Here is an 18768-nt window from a genome sequence, read left to right as displayed (position 1 = left end):
AACCCCCTTCACTACATGGCAAAGACTAAACGCCCGATAAATTTCATGGGGCGTTTAGTCTGAAAAGTATTAACCTATTTCAGAACTCATCAATTTAATGGCATAGCCCACAGTTCTTATTAAGTCCAATACACAATTTTATGGTCACCAATATGGCCAATAAATCTACCTGCACTAAATCTTCTTCCTTCGGAGACGCTAGTCACGCCATGCAAGTAGCTCGCATTTAAAAAATACACATCTCCCTGGTTAAGCTTGACTTCTAATGCCTCGATATTTTCAAGCAGCTCCAGAGGATAAGGGTAGCCTTTTCCCTCTACACCAAGTCGACGTCGAGTAGTTTCATTCGGTTTATAATTCCAAACCTTTAACATGCCTCCGCCTTTAGCCGCTTCCACGCAAGCATTAAACGACACAACGTCCCGGCGCGTTTTAGCAATCTCAAAATTATCTTGCATGGCGGTAGACAGCTGAACATAATCGTCGTGCGGCCAAAGAGACATCTCCCCATTATCCAACCAGCGGCGTAAAGAAATAAAAGAACCATACCCTCCCTTTAATCTGGCAGGACCAAAGTGGATTCCTTTCTGAATGAAAACCTGCTCCAAAAAGCTGGTCAAAAAAATAGACTCAACTTCCTCATCCCGCAACGAATTCACAACAGGAACAAGATTTAAGTTGTTTTCAGTTACACCTTTTACATACTCTTCGCCTTTTAACAAAAATTGCGTCGCACCAATTTGAGCGGCGTTCACATAACCATCATAAGGTCGGTTCCCGCCTTGAGTTTCGTCTAGTTTTGCATCAAATGAATCAACTAATGATTGAGCAACATCAGGTGTAAAAGCGTTGCGTATCACATAGAGCACACTGCCATTGCGCTCCCCATTAAGAATAAGGTCGGATATAATATCCCCATCAATATCTTTTCTATCCACCTCTATATAAGAAAAGTTATCTGCTATCTTTTCGTTTTCGTCTCTCATATCGATAAAAGTGTTTTGTTTCATCATCCAAATCCCTTGATAACGTTTGTTAAATAAAAAGCATTAAGCACCAAACCCCTTCACAAGAAGCGGTCAAAAATCATTATCAAATCACGGCCAAATACCGTATTAGATTATTACGGACTGCGGAGGCTTGATCCGCAAGATCGTGAGCCCCTTGTTGCTGAAGTTCTCTCTCTAAGCAGTATTGTTGCCAATGCAGATTGCGGACCTGAGCGTTTTGGAACATTGACTGGAACCAGCATACGGCTGCAACACGTGAACCAGAAAGTACGGGTTGCACCGCATGATAAACCCCTGTCGAGTAAAAAACGGCACTCCCCGCAGGCAGTTTGATCAGTTTTAGCTCATCGGCGATCTCCAAAGCCAACTCCCCGCCTTCATAACTTTCGGGGTGGCTGAGAAAAAGTGTCATTGAGTAATCCGTGCGAAGAAAGTTTTGCCCATAACGACCAGGGGCTTTCCCCATCTGGGTACTCCCTCCTTGAATAGGAAGATCAACATGATTGTGATAATACATTCCTTCGTCGTAACGATTCACAATAGGGTTGGTTCTTGCTCTGGGAACAACGCGCATATTCACTTCAGTCGAATTTTCTAACGCTGTGCTCACTAAATTTACAACGGACAAATAATCCTTATCCACCTTCATTTCCAAATTGTTTTTCACACTATATCCAACATCCGCTGTCGCACGCCCATCCAAAAAATTCGCTGCGTTTAATAACCGTTGGGCTTCAAAAATCTCTTCAGGCATTAAAATATTTTCGATAATAAAAAACATGATTAAACTCTTATTTAAAAATTACCAATTCGTTATATGGATTGCGTTTGCCTAAGCTATTTAGCTCGTCTGCCTATCAAGTCACATGATGAAACTCATCAGCATGCTCACTCCTTCTTTGCTACGTTTTTCTGCCACCAGCGTGCCAATTCAGGCCCATTAATTTCAGATAACATACTGTAATGATTGCCATTTATTCTATCCAACTGAATATCCTCAATTTCTTTCTGCCAGGCCAAACCGAGATCGACTGGCTTTTTATCTGTTTTCAAGACACGTGGTGAAGTCTCGCTAGCTAAGACGATATGCAGGTTTTGTGGGTATACCGGTGGTGAGGTATAAGTCCAACGGCGAGCCGCGAGATAGGTATGGAAAGTGCCGGTCAAAAGGTCCACCGTGCTATTCTTTGGCACTTGCCCATGTGCTTCGAGCAATTGGTGCAGGGAAGCTAATACCGTCAGAACATCACCATGTTGAATCTGCCAGAAGATGTTTTTAGGTCGAATATTCAACGTGTTGAATATTGCCTCAACAAAATCATCCATGGCCTGTTGATTCGTGAGTTTCCAGGCATCATCCAGTAAGCGAGGTGTTTGGCTGTCAATCAAGGTAATGGAGGCGACTTTACGCCCCTGAAGGTTTAATTGGTGAGCCATTTCCAACGCCACTAAACCACCATGAGAATGCCCCACTAAATGAATGGGCCCACTTTCCGTAATACGCGCGATTGCCTTCAGGTTGTCAGCTGCGGCAGTTTGAAATGATGAATGAGGTGGCATAGAAAGCTCAATGCCGCGAGGTTGCAGGCCATACACGGAACGACCAGGCTCCAGTGCGCTAATAAAGTGCCTCAAGCTGGTGATACTGTTCCCTGCGCCCGGCAGACAGATTAAAGGCACCACACTGTCAGAATAAGTGACAAAAGGAATCAAAGGATCGAATTCGGTTTTGCTTTTTCCCTGTAAGCCGCTATCACCAAGCGTTTGCGAAATCATGTCACCTAGTACCTGCCGATTTTCCTGATTAGTGACTATCGACTGATGATCGCCCGGCACTTTATGGATATGAATACGACTGCGAGAAAAAGCCTGCTCCCATCCTAAGTATTTTCCCATTCGCTTTTTCCACGACTTATCAGAAAATATTGATTTGGATTTGCAGTCTATTTCTACCAGTCTCTCGGTAATATCTTCGATCGCATTAAATTGATAAACATCTATATCCAGTGGTTCGGCGTAGTAATCATCGACCATACGAGCATAATTGACCTGCTGGTGTAAGATTTTTCGATGTCTCTCAAGGTCAACCTCTTCGGGAATCAATTTCCATTGTTTCCCTAACCGCATCAATTCTTCTACTGATAGTTTTTCTTCAAGTGAACGTAATTCATCATAGCGCTCAATATCTAACTCTATACGTTCGGCTTGGGACTCTATTTGGCTAAATAAATAACGTTTTTCGTTCAATCCATAGCCATGCGCTTTAATCCAGAGCGCATCGATAAGCCCGATATATCCCACTTTTTCATTCTGTCCTATCAGCTGTTTCGCCAACGCGTGAATGACAACAGAACCTGAGCAATAACCAATAAAATGATAAGGGCCTTCTGGCTGGATTTGCTTAATCATCTTTAGGAAACGGTGGCTCATCGCTTCCAGAGTCGGCTCCTGCTCAGCATGCTCAGGTAGCCAGGGCAATCCATATATCGGATAGTCAGGATCGATAGTCGCAGCTAACTCATAAAAATATTCAATATTCCCGGTGCCAGCGGGGAAGAAGAATATCGGCGGCTTATAGCCGGTTTTCCGTGCTGGTAATGCCTCATCAACAGAGAATGCGCTTGCTAGATCATCCTGAGCCATCTTATGCAGTATCGGGCTACGGATAATCTTTAACACCGATAAATCGATACCCGCTTGCCTCGCCTCATAACTCAACTGTGTTACCAGCAATGAGTTACCGCCCAGCGCATAAAAGTTGTCATAACGGCTGATTTTTTCTATTCCTAACAACTTCTGCCAGAGTTTCATCAGCGTGATTTCAGCAGGCCCTTTAGGCGCCTCGTAAATTTCACGGGCATAGTCTCCCTGACTTGGCAACGGCAACGCTTTGCGATCGAGTTTGCCGTTACTGTTTGTTGGTAAAACATCCAGCTGCACAAAGGCGGTAGGTATCATATAAGCGGGTAATCTTTCGGAAAGATAGTCGCGTAAGAGCTGACTTGAAATCCTTTCTTCTTGCTCATTGGTTGTAAAATAGGCCAATAAATGTTTCTCTTTCCCTTTTGGTTCCGCCGCAATAATGACGCATCGTGAAACCTGCGGATATTGACGTAGTTGACTCTCAATTTCCCCCAGTTCTATGCGGAACCCGCGGATTTTCACTTGGTTATCATTTCTGCCGCAATAGACTATCTCGCCATTATTCAAGTGATAACCAAGATCGCCGGTGCGATAAATCTGCTTATCCGCCTGAGATTTGATAAAAGGATCGGGCAAAAATGCTATTTGATTTAAGTCTTCGCGCTTAAAATATCCTCGTGCGACAACTTCTCCACCGATATATATTTCGCCAATCACACCACGTGGTACAGGCTGCCTATGCTGACCAAGCACGTACAGTTGGCTATTGACCAGCGGGTTGCCTAAGCTGACCAGTCCTTCGATAGCCTCTGAGTGATATAACCAGCTACTCGCCAATACAGTACATTCCGTCGGCCCGTACTCATTGATAACCCGATTATGTTCTGCCAATTGCCGTATCAAATATGCTGGAGCCTCTTCACCCACCAAGGAAATAGTGACGCCCTTAATAACCTGAATAAACCTTGAGTTTTTGATGATAGCCAGCACGACAGAGGGCACTAAAAATAGATGCGTTATTTTATTTTCTAGGAGAAAGTCGACAAAGATATCGCTGAAAACACGTTGTTCTGGCGTCAGTAGATAAAGCGCAGCCCCCTGTGTCAGCCCGAGCGTTAACTCAACAATGCTCGCATCAAAACTAAAAGAGGCGAATTGCAAAATTCGGTGCTCAACGTTTGCACCATACCGCAGCTCATGTTGCATGAAGAAGTTGGTTAAACTGCGATGCTCAATCATTACCCCTTTAGGTTTGCCAGTCGAACCGGAGGTGTAGATGATATAGGCTAAATTCTCTGGATGCAGCGTATCTAGCTGTGGATTATCTCGGCTCTCACTCCCGAATGCCCAGTTCGTTAAATCCAGTGTCCACACCTTGTTTTCCGCCAGCAGCTCAGCATTAAGTGCCTGTTTACCTGCGGCATCTGCCAACACAAGATAGGGCTCAACATTTTCCAGAATGCTTTTTAAACGCTCAGAGGGATAAGACGCATCCATAGGGACATAAACCCCTCCTGCTTTTAATATTCCCAAAAGCCCAACGACAACCGCCGCATTATGCTCAATACAGAGCGCGACTCGCGCTTCAGGGCCGACACCATGGCGTATCAGCGCATGGGCTAGCTGATTTGCAGCGCCATTTAGCTCGCGATAACTGAAGCGAAGATTGCCATACACCAGGGCTAAAGCGTCTGGGTATGTCGCCGCAATTTCCTCAAAGCGCTGCGATAAGAAGCAATTTCGATCAAAGGGTTGAGAGGTCTCATTGATCTCATATAGCAGCCAATTGCGTTCTTTTTCTGATATCAGCGTAATTTCAGAAAGTAATTGTTCCGGGCGCGAAATAATGCCGCGTAGTAGCTCAATAAAATACGATTGATAGCGTTCAATCGTCGCTTCATCAAATAGGGAGAGGGCATAGCTTATCACCCCCGTTATCCCGGAACTGCTATCGGTACAATGCAGCTCGATGTCCGCTTTCAGATAGCTTTTACTTACCGATAAGTTTTCAATGGTTAACCCAGGGAGTGCCAGTTTGCTATCACCATCACTATTTGTTCGTAAGCTAAAAATAGTCTGATAGAGTGGGAGGTGACCCAGACTACGCTCCACCCCGATGGCCTCAACCACTTTTTCAAATGGCAAGTCCTGATGATCGTAAGCATGTAGAATATTGTCTCGAGCTTCTTTCAGCAGACTTTGCGCCGTTATCCCCGTAGGTGCATCGATACGAATCGCCAACATATTCATAAACAAGCCGATCAGTGGCTCAAGTTCTGGCCGTACGCGCCCTGCGGTTGGGGTACCAATAACCACGCTCGACTGGCCGGATAGTCTCGACAAAAGTGCGCCCCATGCGGCAATGAACAGCATGAACAACGTGCACCCTTGTTGCTGGCAATATGCCCGTAGTCCTGCTGCCAGCTCGCTATCCAGGGTAAAGCTGACATAACCGGCATGAAAGTCCTGTAGTTTTGGTCTAGGGCGATCCCAAGGCAATGACAGCAAAACCGGAATATCGTCTAAGTAGTCCGCCCAGAATTTTTGCTGTTTCACCACGAGATCCCCTTGCAGCATCTCGTTTTGCCACTGCGCAAAATCGGCGTATTGCACTGCTAAATCAGGGGGTGTTTCACCACTATTTGCCAAATAACCTTGATACAGCGCATTTAATTCTTGTGTAAAAATACTCAGTGACCAACCATCACAAATAATGTGGTGCACCGTGAGTAAGAAGACGTGCTGATGCTTGTCCATGCGGATAAGGTGGCAGCGAATTAATGGGCCCTGGTCAAGGTGAAAAGCTTGCAGCTCATTATCAGCAATAATCTCAGACAGCGCTTGCTGTGCATCCGTCCGTTCACTCAGATCGAAAAACTGCATGGGCATAGAGGTTCCCACATCCAATGCCTGAGCCTGCAATTGACCTTTGCGCTGAATAAACACGGTGCGTAGGCTTTCATGTCGTGCCAGGATCTGATCTAGAGAACGTTGCCAGACCTTACTATTCAGGTCACCGTTAATACGCGAAGCCAGAATAATATTAGAACCGCTGCCAATATCAGGTGCTTGATCAACAAACCATTGGCTTTTTTGTGCAAACGAAACGGGGAGTTCACCTGTTCTGTTAACTTTAGTCAGCCGATCTTTTTTATTGATGTTCTGTTTGAGGCCTTTGCTTTTTGCTCGCGCTCGTAGCTGCTCAAGCTCTTCAATGCTCAGCTTATCAATATCTAGATTACTCATTATTCTCACCTCTCGTCGATATAAGCTCATTCAACTCATCTGAATTGAGTTCATTCGTCAGCACCGCAAGTAGCACCTGGCGGGAAAAATCGGTTAGCGTGCTATGCCTGAATAAGCGGGACAGCTCGATGTGTACAGCAAAGTGCTGTTGCACGAGATTGATCAGGCGTATCGCCCGTAAAGAGTGCCCTCCCAGAGCAAAGAAGTCGTCATGGCGACCCACCTGTCCGATGCCCAGTAGCGCCGACCAGAGCGCCGCCATCTGCTCTTCAACCTCGCCTTCCGGCGCAACATAGCTTTCACGCGCGAAAGACGTTGCCTGCGGAACCGGCAACGCCTGTTTGTCTAACTTGCCGTGGACCGTTAACGGCAGTTTATCCAGCAGTACAAAAGCCGAAGGCACCATGTAATCCGGCAGCTGGCGTAATAACGCCTGCCGCAATTCACCGGTCAGAGACGACGCTTCAGTCTCGCCCTTCTCAGCCACCACATAGGCCACCAGACTGGCTTCATCTCCCTGTGCCGCCCGCAGCAACACAATACCCTGCGCCACCGCCGGGTGCTGCTCCAGAGCCGCGGTTATCTCGCCCAGCTCAATACGGAAACCACGTAATTTCACCTGCTGGTCATTACGGCCAATAAACTCCAGTTCACCGTCTTCCCGATAGCGGGCCAGATCCCCGGTGCGGTACATCCGCTCGCCGCTTGTTGGGCTGAACGGATCCGCCAGAAAACGTTCAGCGGTCAGTTCCGGGCGATTCAGATACCCGCGCGCCAGCCCTGCGCCCGCAACATACAACTCACCCACGACTCCGTCCGGCACCGGTTGTTGCTGCGCATCCAGCAGATACAGTTTTAAATCAGGAATACGCTGCCCGACCGGGCTTTGGCTTATCTGGCTGTCCTCACGGCTCAAAGGCCGGTAAGTCACATGCACCGTGGTTTCTGTTATCCCGTACATATTGACCAGCTGGGGCTGCGACTCGCCTGTCGACTCATACCACCCGGACAGCAGCGCCGTATCAAGCGCCTCACCACCAAAGATGACATAACGCAGCGCCAGCGCTAACGGGCGCTGCCGTTGCTCCGCTATCAGTGAGCGGAAAGCGCTGGGGGTCTGGTTCAGGACAGTGATGCCCTCACGGCTGAGCAACTGATAGAAGGCCGCGGCATCACGCGTCTGCTCTGTCGGCACCAGCACCAGGCGGCCCCCATGCAGTAGGGCCCCCCAGATTTCCCATACCGAGAAGTCGAAGGCGAACGAATGGAACAGGCACCAGACATCCTGTTGACTGAAACCAAACCAGGGCTGTACGGCGCTGAACAGACGGCTAACCTGACGATGCTCAATCATCACCCCTTTCGGCGTCCCCGTGGAGCCTGAGGTGTAGATTATGTAGGCCAGATGCTGCGGAGCCGCCCGGCCCTGAGGGTTATCCTGTGGCTGCAGGTCATACACCGCTGGGTCGTGCAGCAACCACGGCGCCTGATACCCCTGCTGTTGCAGGGTGCGCTCACCGGTCGCGTCACACAGCACCAGAGCGGGCTGAGCATCATCCAGAATCAGGCGAATACGCGCTACCGCATAAGCCGGGTCAATCGGCAGATAGGCGGCACCGGACTTGAGAATAGCCAGCAACCCCACCATCATCTCCAGCCCGGGAACGGCACAGAGCGCGACGGGGCTGTCGGCGTGTACGCCTTGTTGGATCAGTGCATGGGCCAGTTGGTTGGCACGCCGGTTTAGCTGCCCGTAGCTGAGCGACTGGTCGCCATAAGTCAGCGCTATCGCCTGCGGATACAGCGCGGCCTGCTGCTCAAATTGCTGATGCACACACAGCTCGACAGGCGCGACCCACAGCGGCAGGTTGCGTTGTTCAGTCAGGGCGTGAAGCGCGGTAGCAGGTAAAACAGGGAGTTGTTGCAGAGGCGTTTGCGGTGCTTGTTCCAACGCCTCCACCAGCGAGGTTAATGTTAGCTGGGTATACGCCAGTATTTGTTCAGCACTCAGTGAGGCAACAGCCTGTAACGTGAGTCCCGTTTGATCGCCATAGTCTTCAACTGAAAGGACCAGTGGATAACTGGTGGTTTCATTGAAATCAATCAAGGAGACTTCAGGGAAATCTACCAGCGGTTGCGTATAAATTGCTGTGCTGGAGTTATGCCGATAGTTGAGTAATGCGCCAAATAACGCGGCAGGCGGCGCTATTCCACTGGCCTGTTGAGCCGTAATCAGCGACGCTTGCTCGTAAGCCAACAACTCAGCTAGCTGCTGATGCATCTGTTGTAGTGCGGCATCAACAGCGCGCGCATCAACGTCAACACGCGCTGGCAACGTATTAATGTACATGCCGAGCGCCTGACTATTACCTTCACTGTAGGCTCGACCAAAAAATACGCTGCCAAATACCACTTGCGATTGGCCGCTAATTACTGAGAGCACTCGAGCCCATGCCAGATGAAAAATACTCGCCAGGCTCACCTTCCTTTGCCTTGCCTGTTGACGTAGGCGATTGTTCAAATCAGGCGTAATGATCTGTTTTAACTCTTCGATGCTCTCCCCTTGGGTCATCAACGGGTTGAGAGCATAAGGCAGGCAAGGCTCCGTAATATCACCCAACTGCTTAGAGAAAAACTCACGCTGGCGTAGCAGACTTTCATTCTGGCGAGTTCGCTCAATCAAGGTACGAAACGCCAGAGCGGACTGAAGGGTAATGTCCGGCTGAACCATTAAGCTATTTAACTCGCGATAAATAATCTCCAGCGTACTATGGTCACCCACCAGATGATGAAGTTGGTGTAACAGCAGCCAGCGCTCATTTGGCCGATCTTCTACCGCGACAACTTGCAGTAAAGGCGCTTTGTCCAGTGGTAACGACGTATGACGCGGGTCATAGCGTTCACGCAGTTGGGCGTAAACATCCCCTTCATGGCTGTCGAGTTCCAGCCAGGTGACAGGGAGCGAGAGACGACGCATGACAACCTGAACAGGATGAGCTATTTCTGGTCCATGAATAAACGCCGTACGCAAAATATCATGCCGTTCAATCACTTGTTGTAGAGCAGCCAGATACCGTTGCAACGTCTCTCGTTCAGGGAATGCCATAATAGTGACTAACAGATAAGGATCGCCGCGCTCAGCCATCACGTGGTGAAAATAGAGTCCTTCTTGTAACGGTGAGAGTGGATAAATATCCTGAATATTGCTGACATCAGCGCCAAATTGGGCGCAAATTGCATCAATAGACTGCTGATTGATCTGCAGCAAAGGCAACATTTCAGGCGTGATACGCGAAGTGTTTTCCGGGATCATCGATGCAGAATCTGTGACCTGCTGAGCAAGCTGCAAGCTAGAGGCAAACCTATGCAACTGTGGAGACTGGAACAATTGCTCAACACCCGCCTGCCATCCCAACTCTCTTAGGCGACCAATCAATTTCATGGCCAATAATGAATCACCGCCTAGCGCAAAAAAGTTATCCCACCGGCCAGGCTGTTTAACCTGTAAAAATTCTGCCCACAGTGTGGCAATGACGTGTTCACGCTCGCCCTGAGGAGCTTCATACAACTCCCTGGAGAATGCTTGATGGTTGGGTTCAGGCAAGGCCTTACGATCGATCTTGCCATTTACTGTCAGTGGTAGGCTGCCCAGGATGACAAATGCGGCAGGTATCATAAAGGCGGGCAGCACTTTCTCTAGTGCCTGGCGTAGGGCGTTAATGTCGTACTCGGCGTTATCAGCCACCAGATAAGCGACTAAGCGCTTAGTGTGATGCTGGCTATCACGGACGATCACCGTGCATTCGGAGATCCCCTGCTGCTTGATAACGGCTTCAATATCACCCGTTTCAATACGGAATCCATTAATTTTAACTTGATGATCCTGTCGTCCAACAAACAACAGCTCCCCATCAGGCAGATAACGTACCAGATCCCCCGTACGATACAGACGCTGCACTGAATCAGGCTGAAAAGGGTTTGGTATAAATCTTTCTGCATTCAGTTCACTGCGATTAAGGTATCCCTGTGCGACAGCTTCTCCACCAATGTAAAGTTCGCCAATACTGCCAAAAGGAACAAGGCGTTGCTGGACGTCTAACAAATAGAGTTTGCTGTTGCCGAGTGCTCGCCCAATGGGGGCAATATCCCCGGTATAATTTTCAGGGCAGCGCCACGCCGCATTACAGACGGTTCCTTCCGTCGGACCATAACCATTAATGACGGTGTTACGTTGGCTTAACTGATGGAATAACTCAATGCCCGGAGCCTCACCCGCCAGCGTCAAGACGACGCCCTTCAGGCCCTGACATAACTCTTTGCTCTGATTGAGCAAAGCTGGGGGAAGCGTTGCGTGCGTGATCTGGTGCGTGTCGAAGAACGCCAGTAAAGCGCGCTCGTCCAAACGCTGGTGCGCTGTAGGGCAGTACAACGCACCACCATAGCCGAACGCCATTGCCATTTCCCAAATGCTGGCATCAAAGCTCAAAGATGCAAATTGTAGTACCCGGCTCTGGCTATTTACCTGAAGTAATGAACCCTGTTCATCTATCAAGCTGCACAAGTTAGCGTGGGATACCCGCACGCCTTTCGGTATGCCAGTCGAGCCTGAGGTGTAGATGATATACGCCGTTTGTTGCAACCGTTCCAGGTCACTGCTTATCAGAACATCGGCGGCGGATTTACCCGGTTGTTGAGTATCAAGGCGCTGCATCATTAGCCCTGTTGGCAGTACGCCCGACAAGACCTTCTCTCCATTCTCATCAACCAATACCAGAGTTGGGGAAGCATCCAGCAAAATAAGCGCCAGACGCTCTGCGGGATAATCAGGATCGAGAGGAAGATAAATAGCGCCTAATTTCCAGGCCGCCAGCATGCCGAAAAACAGAGCCGGGTTCTTTTTCGTACAAAAAGCAATCACATCACCGGACTTTATCCCACATGCCGACAGATGGCTGGCCCAGCGTGCAGCCTGCTCATCATAATGCTGGTAACTCACTTGAAGATTGTCGAAAAACAAGGCGGTTGTTTCAGGAGCCGCGCGGGCAATGTCGCTTATTTTGTCGGCCAAAGTCCCTTGATACTGCCGGTGGTGCAGGGATGGATTCAGTCCATTGATAAGATAATCTTGCTCACTCGGTGGCAGCATCACTAAGTCGACGCAGCGTTGCTGTGCAAGATCTTGGCTTAACTGGCTCCCCAGCATGTCCAAATAACTCAAAATACGCTCTATTTGAACGCCGCTCAGGCTATCTGGGTTATACCCTAAACGAAAACTGTTCTCGTCAGGTTTACGGTGCAAAGTGAGTTGCTGGGCAACCGCCTCGCTCTCTCCTTCTGCAATCAAGATCGGCCAGCATTGCCCTGTGGGGGCGGGCTGCAACGAACGGAGCTCGGGATAACGCCAAGGCAGGGTTTTGGCATAAGCCGGTAATGTACTGATTCGCTGTTTTTCTTTAGAAAGAGAGGTGAGCATTTCAGCGACGGTTCGCTCCTCATCCATCAACAGATGGAAAGGGACACTTTCACTCATTATTCCAGTCAGCGGGGAAGCTGAAGTGGCTTTCGACCAACCTAGCTGCAAATCGACCCGATCCGTGATCCGGCTCAGTACCAGAAGAAAAGCCAGTAACAGCGTATCTTTTCCATCTGCTGTCGGCCAGGATTGCCAGGGTGTATACAGCCAGGATGTCGTCGCTCCAGAGCTCTCCGTGCTCTCCATGTAAGCGGATAGCGCCAATGGGCTAAAACTGAGCAAGCGCTGAGACCAGAAAGCATCATGCCGAGCCGCATTTTCATGCCATTCCGTTAAGCACTGCTGCTGGCTATCGGTAATGACAGGTAAAATGTCCCCAATGTGCAACTGAGAAAAATCACACTCAATTTCTGCTCTAGCCAGTTGATTAGCTTCTAATGGCTTTAATCCACTGATACGCACATCGAAATCTGCGGTCGCAATCGTCAGTTCGTTTTTACCGATTGCCAGTAGCGTGCCTGCGGTCTGGACACTAGGTTCGGGTAATACGTTGAGTTTGGTCGCCAGCAATACGGTGCCATCTGCCAGCAAAATTTTAGGGATATCTAAAGAGGCTACGTAATATTCACCGTAATCTAACGCTCTGATTAATGCTGAAAGCTCGGCGGCCGTATTATCCCAACGCACTACCCCACCACCCGGCGGCCGGCGGTAACCGGCATAAAAGCTGCGCTCAGCCACCGCTTGCGGGAGGGCAACGAGAGTCTGTTGCTTTAGTGACGCCAGTAGCTGATCAAAACCTTGCCTGGCGGCCTGGTAGCATTTCAAGTTGAGGCTACATGCCGTTTCATCAGCAGTGATGGACAATGGGATTTGAACAACAATGTCTCCCCGATCAACGCCGGCGACGAGTAAATGCCAGCTCACGGCATAATCCTGTTCTTGATTAAGCAATGCCCAGCCAGTCGCGTTTTGCCCGGCATAACGAGGCAAGGGGCTATCATGGTAGTTAAAGCAGGCGACTTTCACCTTCTCAATAAGCTCAGGCGAAAGAATATGTGGATTCACGATGGAAAAAAGATGCGCAATAGAATGATCCTGGCAATATTGTTCTAATGCGGTCACATCATCCAGGCAATAAATCCCTTGTTCTTCAGCCCATTCTCTAAATACATGATCCACACTGACAACTGCGGATAGGGTCTGCCCGGAACGTAACCATTGTTGTGCACAATATATTGCTAAGGTTGTTCCACCAATAATTACAGCAGACAAAGACTGCACGCCATAATCTTCAGAATGGCAAGCATATTTAATCGACATTAGCATCCCAGTTAATGTTAATAGTGAATATTCATCATTTAATGAAAACTACAGGCTATGCGTCTTTACCATCACACAACTTTATTAAACGATCGGCGCAACAAAAATATTGCTCGTCATGACTAATAGCGATAACCGTTTTTCCTTTCGCTTTCAGTTCAGGAAGTAGTTTTTTATAGAAATGACATTTAAATTCCGGATCTTGAGCAGCAGCCCATTCGTCAAAGAAGTAAATATTTCGGTCATCGAGATACGACTGCAATAGTGCCACTCGATTTCGTTGCCCGGTTGACAGTTCGAGTGAAGAAAGCATGCCGTTCTGGTAGTGAATCGTATTACTCAGGCCAAGTTTATTTAATATATCATTCACTAAACTCTCAGATGCGGCCTGCCCTTGAGCATCAATAACATGCTCAAACAGATAGGACTCATTAAACACCCCGGCAAATAAAGCTTTATAGGATTCAGTGGGTTCTGAGATATCTACACCATCAATAGTAATATGGCCCGATGCAGGTTTCAGCAGTGAAGTGAGCAACAGTAAGAGCGTTGTTTTTCCGCTGCCATTACCGCCAACAATGAAGACAATTTCCCCTTGATTTATTTCAAGGTGGTAAGGCCCTAATCGAACTTCTTTTTCATTATTATCAACGTAGTGATAAACAACATTTTCAAGACTGATTTTCTGCCAATTATTTAAACTGCACCTCTCGAGCGACTCTGAAGAGGGACGACTTTCAGCGAGAGTGGATAAATCTTCAATACGTTGGTTAAACAACCTCATACTTTTCAAACGATATATACTTGTCAGCCCGAGGATCACCGGAGAACCGGTGTTCATAAGAAAAGTAAAAGGACCAATAATAAAGAAAGAACCAACAACAAAACTCATTACTGTTTTATCTGTCAGATGAAATATATCCATGCCGAAGTAGGCAACCAAAAACAAAAAAGTATAAAAAATAATCATTCCCCATGTGCCATTCATTCCCCAATATAAATAGACTTTGTTCGTCAATTTCTCAGCTTTATTTATATTGGGTAGTAGCGTTCGCTTTGTGAATGATTCTCTTCTTACGACGTTCAGCAACATTTCCTTTTTTCCGTCACTAATCGCCGAAAAGCTATTGTAAATATCATCTTCGCTGCTTCTCATTTTTTCCGAGTAGTGGCGAGTCCACTTGAAGGTGAAAAAAGAGTTTATAAATTGCAGGACTAATCCGATAGCAAAGACCAGAAACATTAATGGTGACACATAAACCAGATAACTACAGCAAGAAATAAAAAGAATAGCATTGTAAATAAATTGAGGTCCCAGCATAAACAGCGGCGCTATTCTTGCAATATCCCCCATCAGCGCGTTAAAAATTATCTTTCGTTTATTTATAAACTCCATATAACTCAAAAAAAGCACCTGACCTGAAAGCATCCGTCGTAAATCAGATCAGCCCCCGGCTCCGAGACGAGCCATAAAATACTGCATCAACCCTGAGGCAGCAAAGAGGACCAGCATAGCCAGCATCCCATTGATGAATATATTATTGCTTTCGACAGAATAATTCTTATTGACAAGAGCATTAATATTATGCAACAAATACAAAGTAGCTACCGCGCTGACTAAAGATAACCCCGAAGCCATTAAAACAAGGCGTAGGTATTTAGTAAAAATATTTTTTTTTAGCATAGCGCATACTCTTCTCTTCATAATAAAGAGTCATCATGATTCACCCAAAGAAAGAATATTAAATAATTATCTTAAATTAGATAATCATAGATGAGTAAGGCTGCATCATACTGACGGCTATCTTTCGCACTCCTGTGTAAGGAGTTCTACCGTGGGTATAACGCATATTATCCAACAACAGAATGTCACCGACTTGCCAATCAAAACAATAACGATTCGCAGCTAATGTTTCTCGAATGAAATTCATCGTCTTCATTGGGATTTCAGAACCATCGCCAAACAGAGAATGACGAGGGACTTTATCACGCCCAAAAGCTTGCTCAAGCGCCTTAGCCGATTGTTCCCCTGCACCAGTAATATGAAACATATGGCACTGATTAAAGAACAGCTTTTCATGATGTATCGGATGGGATGCAACACCCTGACATACCTGCCAGGTACGTAATGTTTGGCTATCTAGCCATTGATATTCAATATCATTTTCCTTGCAAAATATCCCCACGTCTTCAGGATTTTCTGTCTGAAAAACAGTTTGCCATGACAAATCGACAAAAGGTCGATAATGCCGAACATAGCGAACTCTTCTTTCTTCAAATTCGCTGATTAAATCTTCTCCCAGACTTTGCGTTATCTTGCTCAAATCAGCAATGGGCGTTTGTCCCCCAGTCGTGGGGCTGGTAATACAGCAAAAGCCTAAAACCATTGGCCAATCACGTTGGTAAGCATTTTCTGAGTGCTGATCTATATGAAGAGAATTGGGGTAATCTGTCGCGGTAAACACATTCTCACTCAATAAACGCCTGGGTGTTGAACGGTAGACATAATTAAGTGGGCTATCGAACAAAATTGCGGACAACTTCGAGAAATGATCAGCGCTGGATGAACCAAAATTTCTCAACAAAATTACCCCTTCTTCCCAGAGCAATGTTTGCAAGTCCTTAGCGTTACTACTGACAAAATCCAACACGCTCCTATTTTCTTGAACTGATCTCAAGCATATCGGACCGAGAGTATTTCCTTGTGGCTCTAAACGGCTCGTGTTAATAAAGCGCATCTCTCCTCCTCCCAATAAAGAATAATTAGCCCATTTCCCATTTGCGGTGGCGAACCTTATACATGAGAAGTGATAATATCAATGAAAAATTCAAAAAAAACATATTTATACACAAAAAGGGTTACGTATCTAACCCGTTGATGGTTGTGTATAATCGCTAATTTTTCGGAGAATATAGATCGGTTGACAGAGGAGTCCATCCCGACTCTCTCCACCGGAACCTGCATATTCAGCGGTATAGTCAGCCCGATGCCGCTTAAACTGAGAGTGGCGGAACTTGCTCACGACCAGAAATCCCAAAGTAAAACGATTACATTCAATGAGTTAATCGATAAATAGCAGGAGAATGATGCAGAAGGTGACTTAATGTTTTAAATACTGAATTGTATGCATCTCAAAGGGCAGCATAATAAATCAGGCATGTATAAAACCGGAGCATCCCTGCATCGTTCGAAGCCCTGAACGTAGTCTGGTTCGCCTGACCCGATGCCCCTACAGGTCCGCTTTTCGCTCATAGCTGACGGTCAGGTAGGGTAGCGATTAATCCAGATCATTATCTTTTATCAGGGAAAATAGTGTTATTCCGCCTCACCTTTCTGGTAATACACCTGCCGGATATAGCGCCCACGTCCATCACCGTGTCCCAAATCCATTGATGCCAATGCCAGCGCTTCCCGCTCACTGAAGCCCTGCGCTGTGTAATATTCACCGGACTGCTGAGCAAAATGATAACGCATACTGTGTGGCGCTTTATTGCCCGTCAGCCCTGCGCTTCTGACCACATAGCGGTAACGGTCTATGGCCTGCGTGATCGTCGGTTTATCAATCAGTTTTCCACCCCGCTCTGCCTGCTCTCGCTCGGCATAAGCAATGGCATGTTGCAGCGCTGCCCGATCCAATATGGTCGTCTGCCTCGGCCGTCCGCCTTTGGTGCCAAATATCACCCGCACAGAGGTCTGCCCATTTTCCAGGGCTTTTTTCCAGGTGGCTAACGACTTATAGGCTTCCACCGCTTCCGCTTCTTTGGTGCGCAACCCCAGAACATACGCCAGTTGCATCACCGCCGCCACGCGCCGATCTTTTTGCTCGACCTGCTGAAATATTTCACGGAACGCCGCCGGTGCCAACGCTGTTTTAGTTCCTTTTCGGTTTATTGCAACAATACCGAGTGCCCGGTTGCTCAAACGGGTATTATCGGGATCAGCCAGCTTATGCTTTCCGGCCTGCGCTAAAACGCTTCTCAGCACGGACATTTCATTTTGCAGAGTCCGGTGGCTGATAAGGTTGGCCTTTCGCTCTGCAATATAGCATTCAATATATTTGACCTTAAGGCTGTCCATCTGCCGGAGCTTAATGCCTTTATCCTTGAGAAAGTTAAGAAACTGCCGGGCAATCCGTTCACGATCGGCAACCGTGGCAAAGCTCCCACCCGCTTGTCGGGCATGGGTAATAAATGCTTTCCTGAACAACTCAATTTTTGACCGTGCCGATTTCTGCGCCATTCACGCCTCTCCTGTCACTTTTTCTCTGTTTTTATTCATTTTTTTAACAAGTCTCTGCGTGTCGGTTCAGGTTCACCGTTCCGTGATGCGTCAGATAATGTGTAGCAGAGTGAGGTTGTGTTGAGTTATTGCAGGAGTTCGCGACGTGCTGAGCACAGCGATGGAAGGCTCCCCGTTCATTGCCTGATCAGCTCAGGATGAACGCCTCATTATCTTGACGTATGTCATATCTCCTTTTTTTACTGCATCAGCCTGTTTTAAGGCGGTGGGTTGAAAACCAGGTCTGGAATTCGTTCGTCAATCAAATGAAATGTCTGTTAATGGTCTGTTCTGAATGGCTTCACTGAGTAATTCAGGGTTCAAATCGGCCGTAAAGGCAGACCGAATGCGCTCTGGACGCTGACGCCCGGCGACGTCACTTGCTCATCGCTTCGCGCCAACACAAGTGACGCCGCGCCATTTTCGTGACGTTTATCGTGATGAATTGAAAATGTGGATGAATGTTGTACCGATGAAAACGGTATCGTTTAACGTAAGGCAGGGGCTGTTTTGCCCTGTTGTATGAGTAGCCGGTGATGTGTAACACCGGGAAACTTTCATCATCAGACGGAGGGTTAGGTGTCCAATGATATCTGCTTCCAAAAGTGCGCAGATGTACCGCAATACTTGCTCTCCCTTTCAGGCTACGGGAGTTAATGAGATGGTCTTCCCCACCTTGTGAACCATACTCTTTATAGAGTATTTTTTCTGGAGAGTCCATCATGCAAAACGTCACCCTTATTGGTATCGATCTCGGCAAGCATTCTTTCCATATCCATTGTCAGGACAAATTA

At 47.4% G+C, this 18768-nt stretch carries 9 protein-coding genes; all 9 read right to left on the bottom strand.

Going from position 1 to position 18768, the window contains the following annotated elements:
- Positions 1 to 119 precede the first annotated feature (119 nt).
- The 9 genes from AAY47_RS07300 to AAY47_RS07260 all read right to left on the bottom strand — a co-directional run bounded on the left by AAY47_RS07300 (position 120) and on the right by AAY47_RS07260 (position 18698).
- A complete protein-coding gene (locus tag AAY47_RS07300; protein ID WP_053014226.1) occupies positions 120 to 1013 on the bottom strand; it encodes a hypothetical protein in 894 nt (297 codons plus the stop codon).
- 79 nt (positions 1014 to 1092) lie between these two features.
- Complete coding sequence (locus AAY47_RS19945) at positions 1093 to 1791, bottom strand: Fe2+-dependent dioxygenase (RefSeq protein WP_053014225.1); 699 nt, start codon at positions 1789 to 1791, stop codon at positions 1093 to 1095.
- Positions 1792 to 1898: 107 nt separating this feature from the next.
- A complete protein-coding gene (locus AAY47_RS07290) occupies positions 1899 to 6899 on the bottom strand; it encodes a non-ribosomal peptide synthetase (protein ID WP_047768366.1) in 5001 nt (1666 codons plus the stop codon).
- On the bottom strand, positions 6892 to 13695 hold the full coding sequence (locus tag AAY47_RS07285) for a non-ribosomal peptide synthetase (protein WP_053014224.1): 6804 nt from the start codon (positions 13693 to 13695) through the stop codon (positions 6892 to 6894). The genes AAY47_RS07290 and AAY47_RS07285 overlap by 8 nt, the downstream gene beginning before the upstream one ends.
- A gap of 55 nt (positions 13696 to 13750) precedes the next feature.
- Complete coding sequence (locus AAY47_RS07280; RefSeq protein ID WP_235428313.1) at positions 13751 to 15091, bottom strand: ATP-binding cassette domain-containing protein; 1341 nt, start codon at positions 15089 to 15091, stop codon at positions 13751 to 13753.
- 48 nt (positions 15092 to 15139) lie between these two features.
- Positions 15140 to 15379, bottom strand: coding sequence for a hypothetical protein (locus tag AAY47_RS07275; RefSeq protein WP_047768362.1), 240 nt, complete (start codon positions 15377 to 15379; stop codon positions 15140 to 15142).
- Positions 15380 to 15455: 76 nt separating this feature from the next.
- Positions 15456 to 16433 carry a TauD/TfdA family dioxygenase gene (locus tag AAY47_RS07270; protein ID WP_047768360.1) on the bottom strand — a complete coding sequence of 326 codons (978 nt, stop codon included), beginning with the start codon at positions 16431 to 16433 and terminating at the stop codon, positions 15456 to 15458.
- Between the two features lie 578 nt (positions 16434 to 17011).
- A complete protein-coding gene (locus AAY47_RS07265; protein WP_047768352.1) occupies positions 17012 to 17935 on the bottom strand; it encodes an integrase domain-containing protein in 924 nt (307 codons plus the stop codon).
- A 415-nt stretch (positions 17936 to 18350) separates the two neighbouring features.
- The gene (locus AAY47_RS07260) at positions 18351 to 18698 is read right to left on the bottom strand and encodes a hypothetical protein (protein WP_047768350.1); all 348 of its coding nucleotides are present in this window, start codon (positions 18696 to 18698) and stop codon (positions 18351 to 18353) included.
- Between the last annotated feature and the right edge of the window lie 70 nt (positions 18699 to 18768).

Origin of the sequence: Xenorhabdus griffiniae, from assembly GCF_001028135.1 — a bacterium.
GTDB classification, from domain to species: Bacteria; Pseudomonadota; Gammaproteobacteria; order Enterobacterales; family Enterobacteriaceae; genus Xenorhabdus; species Xenorhabdus bakwenae.
Note: the sequence above shows the minus strand (reverse complement) of the source record. Positions and strands in the feature narration are given on the sequence as shown.